This window comes from Allomuricauda sp. TY007 (assembly GCF_010468565.1).
Lineage (GTDB): Bacteria > Bacteroidota > Bacteroidia > Flavobacteriales > Flavobacteriaceae > Flagellimonas.
The window spans coordinates 67,005-80,488 of the sequence record NZ_WUEG01000005.1; the positions used below are offsets into that span (position 1 = coordinate 67,005).

The 13,484-nt window shown below is 45.0% G+C and carries 13 protein-coding genes and 2 tRNA genes; 9 read left to right on the forward strand and 6 right to left on the reverse strand.

Annotated elements, in window-relative coordinates; genetic code table 11:
- Positions 1-189 precede the first annotated feature (189 nt).
- The 8 genes from GO009_RS07075 to GO009_RS07110 are packed head-to-tail and all read left to right on the forward strand — an operon-like array spanning position 190 to position 6,989.
- Entirely contained in the window at positions 190-477 is a 288-nt protein-coding gene (locus tag GO009_RS07075) for a hypothetical protein (RefSeq protein WP_123215865.1), read from the forward strand.
- Entirely contained in the window at positions 477-761 is a 285-nt protein-coding gene (locus GO009_RS07080; RefSeq protein WP_163625512.1) for a hypothetical protein, read from the forward strand. The genes GO009_RS07075 and GO009_RS07080 overlap by 1 nt, the downstream gene beginning before the upstream one ends.
- Positions 748-3,162, forward strand: coding sequence for a TraG family conjugative transposon ATPase (locus GO009_RS07085; protein ID WP_163625513.1), 2,415 nt, complete (start codon positions 748-750; stop codon positions 3,160-3,162). Before GO009_RS07080 ends, GO009_RS07085 begins: the two co-directional genes overlap by 14 nt.
- Before the next feature lie 20 nt (positions 3,163-3,182).
- Positions 3,183-3,764 carry a type IV secretion system protein gene (locus tag GO009_RS07090; protein WP_239057408.1) on the forward strand — a complete coding sequence of 194 codons (582 nt, stop codon included), beginning with the start codon at positions 3,183-3,185 and terminating at the stop codon, positions 3,762-3,764.
- Positions 3,764-4,591 carry a hypothetical protein gene (locus tag GO009_RS07095; RefSeq protein WP_163625514.1) on the forward strand — a complete coding sequence of 276 codons (828 nt, stop codon included), beginning with the start codon at positions 3,764-3,766 and terminating at the stop codon, positions 4,589-4,591. Before GO009_RS07090 ends, GO009_RS07095 begins: the two co-directional genes overlap by 1 nt.
- Before the next feature lie 21 nt (positions 4,592-4,612).
- Positions 4,613-5,242 carry a conjugal transfer protein TraK gene (locus GO009_RS07100; RefSeq protein ID WP_163625515.1) on the forward strand — a complete coding sequence of 210 codons (630 nt, stop codon included), beginning with the start codon at positions 4,613-4,615 and terminating at the stop codon, positions 5,240-5,242.
- Positions 5,243-5,253: 11 nt separating this feature from the next.
- On the forward strand, positions 5,254-6,192 hold the full coding sequence (gene traM / locus GO009_RS07105) for a conjugative transposon protein TraM (RefSeq protein WP_163625516.1): 939 nt from the start codon (positions 5,254-5,256) through the stop codon (positions 6,190-6,192).
- Positions 6,189-6,989, forward strand: a complete 801-nt coding sequence (locus tag GO009_RS07110) for a DUF4138 domain-containing protein (protein ID WP_163625517.1) — start codon at positions 6,189-6,191, stop codon at positions 6,987-6,989. The genes traM and GO009_RS07110 overlap by 4 nt, the downstream gene beginning before the upstream one ends.
- Positions 6,990-7,107: 118 nt before the next feature.
- On the opposite strand, the gene GO009_RS07115 is transcribed toward GO009_RS07110, so the two are convergent.
- From GO009_RS07115 to GO009_RS07140, 6 genes are all read right to left on the reverse strand, one after another.
- Positions 7,108-7,671, reverse strand: coding sequence for a PIN domain-containing protein (locus GO009_RS07115; RefSeq protein ID WP_163625518.1), 564 nt, complete (start codon positions 7,669-7,671; stop codon positions 7,108-7,110).
- A complete protein-coding gene (locus GO009_RS07120; RefSeq protein ID WP_163625519.1) occupies positions 7,661-8,116 on the reverse strand; it encodes a helix-turn-helix domain-containing protein in 456 nt (151 codons plus the stop codon). Before GO009_RS07120 ends, GO009_RS07115 begins: the two co-directional genes overlap by 11 nt.
- Positions 8,117-8,245: 129 nt before the next feature.
- Positions 8,246-9,511, reverse strand: coding sequence for a site-specific integrase (locus GO009_RS07125; RefSeq protein ID WP_163625520.1), 1,266 nt, complete (start codon positions 9,509-9,511; stop codon positions 8,246-8,248).
- A 248-nt stretch (positions 9,512-9,759) separates the two neighbouring features.
- Positions 9,760-9,834, reverse strand: a tRNA-Pro gene (locus GO009_RS07130).
- Between the two features lie 17 nt (positions 9,835-9,851).
- Positions 9,852-9,935 (reverse strand) — tRNA-Ser (locus tag GO009_RS07135).
- Positions 9,936-10,048: 113 nt separating this feature from the next.
- On the reverse strand, positions 10,049-12,085 hold the full coding sequence (locus GO009_RS07140; RefSeq protein ID WP_163625521.1) for an HD family phosphohydrolase: 2,037 nt from the start codon (positions 12,083-12,085) through the stop codon (positions 10,049-10,051).
- A 113-nt stretch (positions 12,086-12,198) separates the two neighbouring features.
- On the opposite strand from GO009_RS07140, the gene GO009_RS07145 reads away from it, so the two are divergent.
- A complete protein-coding gene (locus tag GO009_RS07145) occupies positions 12,199-13,374 on the forward strand; it encodes an acetyl-CoA C-acyltransferase (RefSeq protein WP_163625522.1) in 1,176 nt (391 codons plus the stop codon).
- The last annotated feature ends 110 nt before the right edge of the window (positions 13,375-13,484 follow it).

The following is a 13,484-nucleotide window of genomic DNA, read 5'->3' on the forward strand; positions in this document are numbered from 1 at the left end:
TTCGATTTTTAGGTTATCAACAAGTGCCTTCGGAATTTCTATAAAATCTGATGCCAATCGGCAGCAAAAAAAACCAATCCGCTTCAAATAATATTTTATTCACAAATACCTGATTATCCGTTATTTACAAGGATTAATATAGTACTTTTTTCATAGCAAAAAACCAGTTGAACCTTTAATTGTTTTGATATGAAAAAAGCACTGTTTCTTTCCCTGACATCATTTTTTGTTTCCGGAACCGTTTTGGCCCAGATCGGGGGCATCGAGGATTCGGTCAATGATATTTCCAGCACCATCCGGACCATTTTCCCGATAATCCTGGCCGTTATTTTTTTGGTGGGCTTCCTGTTCAATGCCGGGCATTTCTTCGGGGAGAACGCCGACCTAAAAAAAGGGATTACCCGGGTTTTGGTCTTTGTACTGATAGCAGGTGCCGTAGTGGGCATTTTCACTTATCTCATGGGTATTGTAGTCTGATGAAAAAGTTTACTCCCTATAAGAACGTACGGAAACAAGCCATGGTCCTGGGACTGCCCCTGCCCTATTTCGCCCTTCAGATGATCTCGGTAATAGGCTCCCTCTTGGTCATCATTTTTTCCTTTAGCCTTGGGGCCATTGCATCCGTATTGATCTGGAACCTGTTGTTATATGCCATTTTGTCCAGGCTTGCCCAAGACCCTGGAATGTTCCATCGACAAAACGTATTTCCGCAGACCATCAGCAACAAGATAACAAGCTATATGTTTTATGAAGAAGATTAATTTTTCCGCACATCACCCTATTCTGGACATACAGGGCCATACCGTTTTTGCCTCCAATGGCAATGTCCTTCTATGCTATAGGATTTCCCTGCCCGAAATCTATTCCCAGTCCGAAACGGACTTTGACGAACTGCACGCAAGCTGGTTCCAGGCCTTCAAATCCCTTCCCTCCGGAACGGTGATCCATAAGCAGGACATCTACAGAAAAGGCCACTATACGGCAGAAAAACTACCTAATAAAAGCTTCCTCCAAAAGGCCACATATAATCATTTTAAAGGGAGGCCGTACATGCAGCACCAAAGTTATCTGTTCTTTGTGCTGCCCTTGGAAAAAAACCTGAAAGCCTCCAAGTATGTCAATCCGTTCCGAAGGGTCGAAAACGGTATCCATAGAAAACTCGACCATCGGGTACTCGAATTTGTCGGGGCCGTGAACGATGCCGTTTCCTTTATCAACAACAGCAGAAAAGTGTCCATCGAACCCATTGGTGAGGACACGATACTGGGATTGACACACACCTACTTCAACGGCTTCAATGAGGGTTTTGATACCGATATCCAACTGTCCAAAAAGGGTGTGGCCATTGGCGATCACCATTTTGATGTCCTGGCCATCAACAGCGAGCGTTGTTTTGGGGAATCCCTGCAAAGCAGCAAGGTCAATGAAAAATTCACCTCGGATGATTTTACGTTCCACCAGGGTTTTATCGATGGGCTGGGACTTGACCTGAACGAGGACCATATTGTCAACCATATCCTGTACCTGGATGACAAGCACAAATGGCGCAAATTGTTGGAGAAGAAGATCGAAGAGCTCAGCAAGAGCTCCAACTTCGGAACACAGAACAAAGTGTTGCTGAAAAAAATCCGGCATATCTTGGACCGGATCAATGAAGATGACAGCTCCCGTATCATTAGGGGTCACCTCAATGTGGTCTTTTGGTCGGATGATTCCGCACAACTGGGCAGGATCGCTTCAAAGATCAAAACAGAATTCAAGGAACTGGATATGTTGCCCTATTATCCCAGGGGAGAAGAACGCAAACATTATTTCCTGAACTCCTACCCCTGCTTTGCCTCCAACTTTTCAGATGGGGACTTGTATGTGACCGACCTGAAGCACGCCCTCTGCCTATACATCAACAACACGAATTATCGATCGGATGCCACGGGCATCATCTTCAATGACCGACAGCACAACATCCCCGTCCTCAAGGATGTATGGGACGAAAAAAAGAAACGTATCAAGGCCCGGAACTTTGCCATCTTTGCCCCGACCGGGGAAGGCAAGTCCTTTTTGGCCAACAACATCCTGCGCCAATATTTCGAGGCCGGTGTCCGGCTGGTCATCATCGACCTGGGCGGCTCCTATGCCAAGTTTGCCAAACTATACCCCGGAAAGCACACTATTCTCCGCTACGAACAGGGGAAGAACCTGGGCATCAATCCTTTTTACATTTCAGGGGAAGCCGACCTGACCCCGGAACGTCTGGAAGATCTGGCCGTTTTCCTGTTGGAACTCCTGGCCGAGGGCAAGCAGGTGTCCAAGGGCAAGGAAGTGGCCATGAAAAAAGTGCTGCTGCACTACTATCGACAGGTCAGAAAGTCCCATTCCCTGGCTTCCCTCTACGCCTTCGTGGATGCCAACAAGGAAACCCTTGTTCGGGAACTGGGCATTCAGGAGGCTCATTTCAGTATCTATGACTTTCTGCATATACTATCGGAATATGTGGAGGGCGGACTATACAGCTTCCTCTTCAATGTGGGCGAGGACCAGACCTATAAGATCGAGGATAAAAGGCTTATCGTCTTTGAACTGGACGAGGTCAGGGACAACAAGGAAATCCTCTCAGTCATGCTCAAACTGATCAAATCGGCCATCCAGCGTACCATATGGCGAAACCGCTCCGAACGGGGCATCATCCTCTTCGACGAGTTTGCCAAACAATTGAAGTTCGGAAATGTGCTTGAATCCGTGGAATTCTATTACCAGGCCATCCGGAAACAGAACGGGGCAATTGGCATCATCCTTCAGTCCATCAACCAGCTGCCCCAAAACAGTACTTCTGCAAGTATCCTGGAGAATACCCAGGTCATCTATAGCCTTAGAAATGAAAAGGGCTATGACGAACTGCAAAAAAGGCTCCACCTTTCCCATCACGATCTGAACCAACTGCGTTCCATCCGCAACAACCTGACCGGGGACCGAAAATACACGGAAATCTTCATCAAAATCGGAAAGGAGAGCAACATCTTCCGACTGGAAGTGCCCCCGGAGGTCTATACTGCCTATCTCACTGATGGTGTTGAAAACGAGGCCATCCTACGGATCTATGAAGAGACCCAAGATATGGAGCGGGCCATTCAAGAATTTTTAAATCAAAAAACCACTTCAACATGAAAGCATTCAAAAAATATAGCATGGGAAAATATACACTAACCTTGATATTGTCCCTGACCCTGGCCCTTTTCCTTCCCGGCCGTGCTATGGCGCAAGGCATGCCAGTATATGACAATACCAATTTTGTCAGCCTGGCCAAACAGCTCATCGAATCCGCCAAACAGACTTCCGAACTATTGAAGACGGTGGAATTCCTGAAGCAGCAAAAGGAACGCATCGAACAAGTCAGCAATGTTATCCAACAACTGGATGCCGTGGCCCAACTGATCCGGAACAACCAGCAACTGTTCCAAATGGTACAGGGGGACCTGAGGGACATCCTTAACTCCCCCTATATCAGACCGGAGGAAGTGGACCGGGTCACGGCATCCTTTGAAGAGATCCTGGAACGGTCCATGGAAAGTGTGGACTACATCGAAAGGATATTGACCAGCGACTACCTGAAAATGACCGATGCGGAACGTGCCACGGTATTGAAGGACCACGAGGCGCGATCGGATGAAATGGTCGCCGAGGTGTCCAACAGGGCACGGCGGTACAAAGAGATCATTTCCTTCCGGAAAATGCAGGACAGGATCAACAACCGTGAAACAGGCTTCTGATGAGCATCGGCTTGGAATATGTGGATACGGTCTTCCAGACCATCAAGAACAGTGACTTCTCCCAATACACCATCACGGGGATGAAGGCACTGGCCGTGCTCTTTTTCCTCATCAACATCCTCAAAAAATATAATGAGGGCGTGGCCACCACCGATGGACATACCTGGGGGCTGACCCCTGCGGAACTGGCCAAGAACTTTGCCATCGTCCTTTTGGTGATCTTCTCCACCCAGGTCCTGGGGGTCTTTGACTCCATTTTGGTGGCCATTGAGGCCCAGTACAGGGACACGGCCCCGGCACTCCTCCCGTTACAGCTACAGGACGTGGACCTGGAACAGGATGTGGGTGCCCTGGAGGCCGCCAAAAAGGCCATGGCCATCCTTTATGAGGCGCTGGTGACACCATTGTACGGATTGAAATTGTCCGCCTTTATCATAGCGGTCATCCTGTGGCTTCTGGACCTCTTCATCTATCCCCTTTTCCTGGCAGAGCGGTATTTCCTGCTCGGGATCATGCAGGCCTTCTTCCCTTTGGTGATCAGCCTTGCCGTTTTCGAAAAGTTCCGTACCCTGGCCTATACCTTTTTTAAGCTTTATGCAGGAGTGTATATGTTGGTCCCGGCTTTCTTCCTGGTCAATGTCTTTGTCAATAACCTCTACACGGAGATCAATACCCACTTCTACGAAGACCTATTGGGAACGGATTGGGGCAGCGAATTCTTTGCTCCCGTCGTCGAATGTGCCTCCATAGGATTTATCGTAATGTTAAAATTCAAGCTCTACCGAAAGGCCAGCACCTTTGTGCTCAGGCTCTTTACTGGTGGGTAAACCTGCAAAACCCTTATGAAAATGAAAATACCCTATAAAAATATCTATGATGTACTAAGGACGAACCGCTTTATCGTCCTGTCCGTGGTCATCGCTTCCACCTTGACCTGTGTGGTATCCGTCCTATTTGTTATCCAACTCCACCGTGAGAGCACCAACAGTGCCTTTGTCGTGAATGGGGACGGTACAGTGGTGCCCCTGCAACTGGTCTCCCAACGGGAAAACTTTGCTGTGGAGGCCAAGGCTCACCTGGAGCTCTTCCACCGCTATTTCTACGGTATCGATGCCAGTAATTATGAAAGAAACCTGGAAAAGGCCCTCTGGCTGGGGGATGTTTCCGTCACAGACCTCTACCGTCAGAAACAGGCCGAAGGGGTCTTTAACCGACTGTTGCAATATTCCCTGGTACAGGAAGTGGTCCAGGTGGAAAGCCAGTTGGAACTTGAAAGGGAACCGTACCGGTTCCGGTCGGTGACCCTCTTCAAGATCAACCGTGGATCGGTCACAGATACCTATGAACTGACCACCACCGGAAAGCTGGTGCACGTGGACCGGAATTTCCCCCACAATACCCATGGGCTGTTGATCACCGAATTTTTTGAGAATTCCTTAAGAAGGATACAGACCGATGACAACCAAAAAAGAAATTAAACAACAATAGGATGAAACTACAGAAAAACAAGCTCATAGCAGTACTGACCATAGTTGGAGTGGTCCTCTTCATCGTGGGGTATTCCATACTGACCTTTAGAAAAAAAGAAGATCCAGAGGTCAAGGACAACCAGGTACCTGTCCCCAAACTGGGGGACGGCCAAAAGCAATATAAGAGTAAACTGGAGGCTTTGGATGCCCTGAAGGAGGAACGGGAGGTCAATGCCCCCAGTGTCTATGATGAACGCTTGCTGGACTCCACTGGAACCTACGACCCCGATCTTCCCGACAAGGAAAAGATGCGGATCATTGACAGCATTTATGCCCAGGGAAAGATCGACTACACCGAAAAGACCTATCGTCATGCCCCGTCCACATCCGGCACAGTACCAAAACCCATCCCCATGGACATGGTCCCCAAAAAAGTAAAGATTAAACAGAGGGAGATCGTTGCCAAGGAAATCGGACTGGAGCACCAACTCTTCTTTGCTTCCGATCCCAATGAAAATCCATTGGCAACCAGCTTAAACACAGACAGTAAATTATCTGTCCGGGTGGATGGCACCCAGACAGTCAAACAACATTATCGCCTCCGGATGCGGTTAAACCACCCGGCAAAGATCAGTGGAAAATTGGTCCCAAGGAACACCCTCATTTATGGTTTTGTAAGCTTCAAGCCCAACAGGACCCTGATCACCATTGAACATATCGATAACCGGCCTATCACCTTTGGGGCCTATGACCTGGCCGATGGTAGTGAAGGCATCTATATCGAAAACAGTTTCCGTGAAGAAGTCCAAAGACAGGTGGTCGGCGATGTAGTGGACGATGTCAATGTCCCCGGTGTCCCACAGGTCAGTGGTATCAAACAACTTTTTAGAAGGAACAACCGACAGGTCAAGGTGACCGTTTTGGACGACTATCAAATAATATTAAAACTAGAACCATGAGAACAGTACTTCTACTATTGGCCCTGATGTTTTGCAGGGCATTGCATGCGCAACAAAAGTTAGACACCCTATACGCAAATGACAAAAAGAACGTGGCCCTGTTCTTTCCAGGGGCCATCCGTCAGGCCGTTACCGGGGCAATACATTTTGTATTTACCTATAACCGGGAAAAGGAACAGTACTTTGGTCTGTTACAGGCGCAGCCCGGAGTGGAAAGTAATCTCCTGGTGGTCACGGATGATGGAAGTGTATTCTCCTATATCCTGAAATATGAAGAAAATCTGTCCAAACTGAACTATTTCATTCCGAAATCAGAGCGCATCGGAACTGAAATGCCAATCAAGGCCACTCCCGGACCTTCCAAAAAAGTGAAGGATAGCACTACCCTACGAATAGAATATTTTGAACGGTTTGCAGAACATCTTTTGAAATCAAAACAGAAACGACTCAACTCCAGGAATAAAAAGGGTATCAAGCTCCAGTTGCAAGGATTCGTCTACAACGGACCGGAAACCTATCTGGTCATGGAACTTTCCAATACATCCGGCATTTCATTTGATATTGATTTTTTAAAGGTGTACAGGGTCAGTGGGAACAAAAAGCGCAAGGCTTCATTTCAACAATTGGAAATGGAACCGATCTATACCCATAAGATGCCATCCAGGTTACGGAACAGCCAATCCTTTCGGTTTGTTTACGTCCTGCCCAAATTTGTGCTGGGGGATAAGGAAAAGCTGCAATTGGAATTACGGGAATTGAAGGGAAATAGGAAGCTGATTTTGAAAACAACCCCCTAATTCCTGTTCAATAATAACAACAATTTTATTACTTATAAAACCATTTTCGAAATCCAAGCCCTAAAACCGCCAAATACTACTGGTATCGGAAACTACTTGGTATACTATACTTAATTCTTCAGAGTTGGGAATGAAGAAAGTCTGCGGTATCCTTAAGTCCGTTCTTCCTAAGAATGTCAAGGACCTCGTATTCATCAAGATCAGGATTGGTTCTGTTCAATACCATTTCCCTAAAAGCCATTGTTGCTTTCTCCGGATTTAAATCAATTATATCCGTCAAGAAATCATCCACTGTTTTTGCGGTAATACCGAAAGAAGATAAATAGCTCGCGGGAAAGTCCTTTAGATTGTTAGTTACAATGACATTGGCATTTGTCTTAATGGCAGCCGCCAATACATGGCAATCCTTTGGATCTGGAAGTGTAAGACCTTCTATTAATCCGATATAATTGGTCACCAAGGCATCAGGAAAGGCCAGATTGGCCCATTCCATTCGTTTTCTACGTTCATGTTCGGGCACTCCCTTTCTTTCCATAACTTCATCCCACTCGTCGAAAATATGATTACTCCATTTGGGGGTATAAAGGTCGTAATAGGCGAACCAGAACAAGAGGTCCCGAATGTTAATCGGATAGATAACATTGGTATCCAGAACACAAGTAAACTGTACGCTATGAATCATACGTACCACTTTCCTCGTCCGCCTTCATAATGTCGATAATGTGCCTTTTCTGTTTTTCCTTCATCTTCCTTTTATATCGCATCACATCCTCAAACTTTACCCGTCTATGCTTACCGACCTTGGTAAACCCTATTTCCCCTTCTTCCAATAATTTCACAAAATGGGGGCGGGAACAACCAAGTATTTCGGCTGCCTTCTGGGTAGTCACCTCAGTGGCTATCGGTACTAAGGAAAAAGGTTTTCCCTTGCCCATGGCATCTAGTATTTCTCCCAAAAGCTTCAATGCACTCAATGGTATCTTGATCCGCTCCCTGGTCTCTTCAATTTCAATTTCCGGCTCATCGGATTTCAATTGAGAAATGGCCGATACTAAAGCGCCATAGGATTCAATGGCCAATTTCTGTTCCTCCTTGGAAGGTTTTTTGATTTCATTAAAAGATTTCATTGCGACTTGTTCTTTGGTTAATACAAAGATAAACGAAATAAACGAAACAACATTGTGAAGTACTTTTAAATCCTTAATAGCATTCATATTTTGTAATTTATTATTTTATGAAATTGATTACATCCAAACCTATCGGATTGATTGCTCACCCGTATCATTTCTATTGGAATTGTTGATCAGAAACTGACTTTTCAGCTTTTGCATATCCTCACTGACCTTACGCTCGATCACCCGGGCATAAATTTGGGTCGTGGCAATCTTGCTGTGCCCCAAAAGCTTGGAAACCGTTTCAATGGGTACACCGTTGGAAAGGGTTACCGTTGTGGCAAAGGTATGCCGGGCCACATGGAAGGTCAGCTTTTTGGTGATACCGCACAGGTCCGCAATCTCCTTTAAATAGGAGTTGAGTTTTTGGTTCGATATTTTGGGGAACAGTGTTCCGTTTGCCCTGGACTTGGGGTGGTCCTTATAGTTTTCAATGATCTCAAGGGCCACGGGCAAAATGGGAATACGGATGGGCTTGGCCGTCTTTTCCCTCTGATAGACGATCCATTGCTCTCCATCTATTCCCAAATGGATGTTGCCCTTGCTCAGATTGATCACGTCGATATAACTCAAACTGGTGTAACAACTGAACACGAACAAATCCTTTACCTGTTGTAACCTCGGCATGTCAAATTCCCTCTTCTCAATTTCGGCAAGTTCTTCCCTGTTCAAAAAATCCCTTTCCTTTTTGATGAATTTGGGCTTAAAATAAGCAAAGGGGTCCCGGTCGAGCCAACCCAGCTTGATGGCCAGCCCGATCAATTTCCTAAAGCGCTCGATGTGCTTCATCACCGTATTGTTCCCCATGGGCTTTTGGTGGTCCGTCGGCTTATGGTTCCGGAGGAACCTTTCAAACTTGATGATGAAGTCATAGTCCAGTTCCTTGAGGTACATATCTGTAGTCTTGTACCGGGCCTTTAAAAACTTGGTAAGGTACTTTTGCGTGGTAAAATAATTCTTCTGGGTGCCCCATTTCAACTGGTCCACCATATCCTCACCGTGGTAGGCGACAATATCGGATAGGGTACGGCTCTTCTCATCCTCTCCCAGGTACCTTGCCTTGACACCCTTTGCGGTGATGAGTTTACCATCCATTTTCAGGTCTCGGTAGCATTGGAAGATGTGGTTATAGGTCTCATCCAGATAGCTGTTGAGCATCCTGGCCTTTTGGCTGTTCCCAAGGGCACGGTTCTTATGGGGGTCCCAAATGGCGAGATCGACCTTGCGGTTCAGGCTGATGGAGGCCCGTTTGCCATTAACGGTGATCCTTACATAAATAGTCGCTTTGTTTTCTTTTGCCCTGGGGATGTTCGCCCAGAACATGATACTGAATGTCGAAGAAGTCTTCATTTCTTTCGTCTTTAGGTTACACATGAGTTCCCGGACGAAAGTCAAATCCCTTTAAAGTTACGTTCTTTAACGCGTCTGCCCAAAAAATTTTAACAAATCGGTCAACACAAATGTTAAAATTATTTTGTTATCCGAATTGTTGACGCTAATTCCCGTTTTAATTGATTTAAAAAAAAATCAAAAAAAATGAAAAACCCTGAAAATCATACGATTAACAGGGTTTTGAATTCATCTGATATGTTAAAAAGTCGGGGTGGCAGGATTCGAACCTGCGACCTCCTGCTCCCAAAGCAGGCGCGATAACCGGGCTACGCTACACCCCGAAATATGTTGGAAAAAGCGGAGAGACCGGGACTCGAACCCGGGCAGCACTTACGCGCTGACAGATTAGCAATCTGCTCCGTTACCACTCCGGCACCTCTCCAATTAATTTATTATGAACATGCATTCTGAAAATGCGGATGCAAATGTACCTTTTCAGATGTAAGATCGCAACTATTTTTACACTTTTTTCACGGAACTTTTATCACTTCCCTGCTATTCAGGATATTCCACTCGTAAATGATAGATATTAGTAAGCTTTTGCTTGAGCACCTTCTTTACCATTTCAATTTCCTTAAGGGTTATATTGGCATTCAAGTACTGGTTGGCCTGCATCTGTCCCTTTACTATTTTCTCCACAAACTCATCTATCATGGTAAATGTCGGGTTCTTTAAACTCTTCGAGGCGGCCTCTACGGCATCCGACATCATCAATATAGCGGTTTCCTTTGAAAAAGGTATTGGCCCAGGGTATTTAAAATCTTCCTTATCCACCTCTTGATCCAATTCTTGTTGTTTTTTATAGAAATAGTAGACCATAGTTGTTCCATGGTGGGTTCTGATAAAATCAATTACACGGTCTGGCAAATTGTTTTTTCGGGCTATTTCAATACCATTGATTACATGATCTATAATAATCTTGGCACTCTCCTTGGGCGGTAAGTCATCATGTGGATTAACGTTGGTAATCTGGTTTTCGGTAAAATAAGTCGGACGCTCCATCTTACCAATATCATGGTAAAGCGCTCCTACCCTAACCAACATGGCATTTGCACCTATTTCGTTGGCCGCAGCCTCGGCTAAGTTTGCTACTTGTAAAGAATGATGAAAGGTACCCGGCGCTTTGTCCGATAATTCTTTGAGCAATTTAGAATTGGTGTCGGAAAGCTCCAACAACGACACATCTGATACAAGTCCGAACACTTTCTCGAACATATAGATCAGCGGTTGGGCAAAAAGCGTCAAAAGGCCATTCAGCACAAAAACACCAAACAATATCCACTCAATATTTTGCAAATTACCTTCATGAATGGCATGGAAGGCAAAATAACCAACTATGTAGATCAAGGTAATCTGACCCACCGATATAAATAGATTGGCTCTCTTGTATAGCTCTGAGGCCGTTAAAATGGTAACAATACCCGCTATGGTCTGTAAAAAGATATATTCAAAACTGTTGGGAACTACAAAACCAAGAATCAAAACAGTCAACACATGGACGAACAATCCTAACCTGGCATCAAAAAAGTTTTTCAATACCAATGGCAAAATACACAGGGGAACCATATAGATATAGTTCTCGTAATGCTTCGTCATCAGTGTGGTGGCGAGTACCATCAACAAAATGTTGAAGAAAATAAAAGTAACCTTGTTGTTGTTCTGAAAAATCTCGCTCCTGTATCGTTTCAAAAACAAGAACAACATAATGAGCACCAACGCAACCAATACGGTATACCCGAGTAAAATAAAATAATAATTGCTTCCCATCCAGAGCTCCGATTCGTACTCATCTTTAAGGGAGTTCAATATTTTAAAGTCCTCCGACTCCACAATTTCCCCTTTGGCAATGATCAATTTCCCTTGGTCGACTTCGCCACGCGTGTACGAGATCTTTGAAAGCTCATCGCTTAAGGCACTCTTTGTTAAATCTTCATCAAAAGAAAGATTTGCCTTTAGGCTATTTCTCAATATTTCGGTCAAACGAGGAGCCCCGACCATATTGGCCCCTGAAAAACGGTTCGACATTTCTCTTTTAGCTTGCTCAAGAACCAAATAATCGCTTGGGGAAACAGGTTGTGCCTCGTTATTTTTTACTACTACAGTGGATTCGGATTCCGGTAAGTTTTGGAAAACTCCATTAGTATAAATGTCTTCAATAACTTCTTCGGAAAGACTCCTCAAGGACTGTCGTTGTTGCGCCGAAAAGTTGCCCGATTGAAAAAGCGTATTCAACTCCGCAGCAACTTCTGCTCTAACATCGGAAACCACAGAGGCGTTATAGGTGTAATAGTCGGTTTTATTGGCCCTGATCGAGGATTTTTCTTCTTCTATCTCCTTTTGGGTCTTTTTTATGGAAAAATCAATTGGGGCATACAAGTTTTCATATTGCCAAGGTTTGCCCTTTTGAAACTCGTACTTAAATTTTCCCCCTTTTGGGAAAAAGAATACGATCAGGGCAATCGAAACTACATACAGGAAATATTTGTAGACCAGCGATTGGTGTTTATATATATTATCCAAAGTTTTTCCCATTCCCTAAAACTGTTAGCTTCAAAAATAGAAAATATATATAAGAAGTCCGTTGCCCGAGACCCTTATCGGTTTGCATTTAAATTTAGTATTTTCGCAAGAGTAAAAATGCACATATGAAAAAAGTAGTAATCGTTTCCGCTGCAAGGACCCCAATTGGAAGTTTTATGGGAGCACTATCCAGCGTTCCTGCCCCAAAATTGGGTGCTGTGGCCATAAAAGGAGCTTTGGACAAAATAGGTCTAAAACCCGAACTTGTTGAAGAAGTTTTGATGGGCAACGTGGTACAGGCAGGTACGGGACAGGCTCCTGCCAGACAAGCTGCTATTTTTGCAGGCATCCCCAATACCGTGCCCTGCACAACCGTAAATAAAGTATGCTCTTCCGGTATGAAAGCTATCATGCAAGGCGCTCAATCCATTGCTTTGGGCGAAAATTCCATTGTCGTGGCCGGAGGTATGGAGAACATGAGCCTTATACCTCACTATGCCTATATGAGAAATGGAACCAAGTTTGGTCCAACAACCCTAGTGGATGGAATGCAGAAAGATGGCCTTGTAGATGCCTACGACCAAAATGCCATGGGAGTTTGTGCCGATGCCTGCGCCATCGAATATAAATTCAGCAGGGAAGACCAAGACGCTTATGCCATACAGTCCTACAAAAGATCTGCAGAAGCTTGGAAGAGCGGAAAATTTGATAACGAAGTGGTTCCCGTTAAAGTACCTCAACGAAGAGGAGAACCTATAGTTGTAAGCGAAGACGAAGAATTTAAAAATGTGATATTGGAAAAAGTACCGTCGCTAAGACCTGCTTTTACCAAAGATGGAACAGTTACCGCAGCCAATGCATCAACAATTAACGATGGTGCTGCCGCAGTTGTTTTGATGAGTGAAGAAAAGGCCAAAGAGCTTGGTTTAGCACCTTTGGCCACCATTAAAGGATATGCTGATGCTGCCCATGAACCCGAATGGTTTACAACCGCACCTGCAAAGGCCTTACCCAAGGCTCTGGACCGTGCCGGGGTTTCCATTGAGGATATTGATTACTTTGAGTTCAATGAAGCGTTTGCTGTGGTTGGATTGGCCAACATGAAAATCCTTGGTCTTAACGATTCAAATGTAAATGTAAACGGTGGGGCGGTATCTTTGGGGCACCCTTTGGGTTGTTCGGGAGCAAGAATAACCATAACATTGTTGAATATATTGGAACAAAACAATGCCAAACTGGGAGCTGCGGCCATTTGTAACGGTGGCGGTGGAGCTTCATCAATTGTTTTGGAAAGAAATTAGTGAACCAACTACCTCGCGGGGCAATCCCGTGAGGTATTCAAACGAAAATAATTAATTCATTTCGACATAGAACGTCGGGGAATAAAACCCTCAATGAGGGATTCAATCTG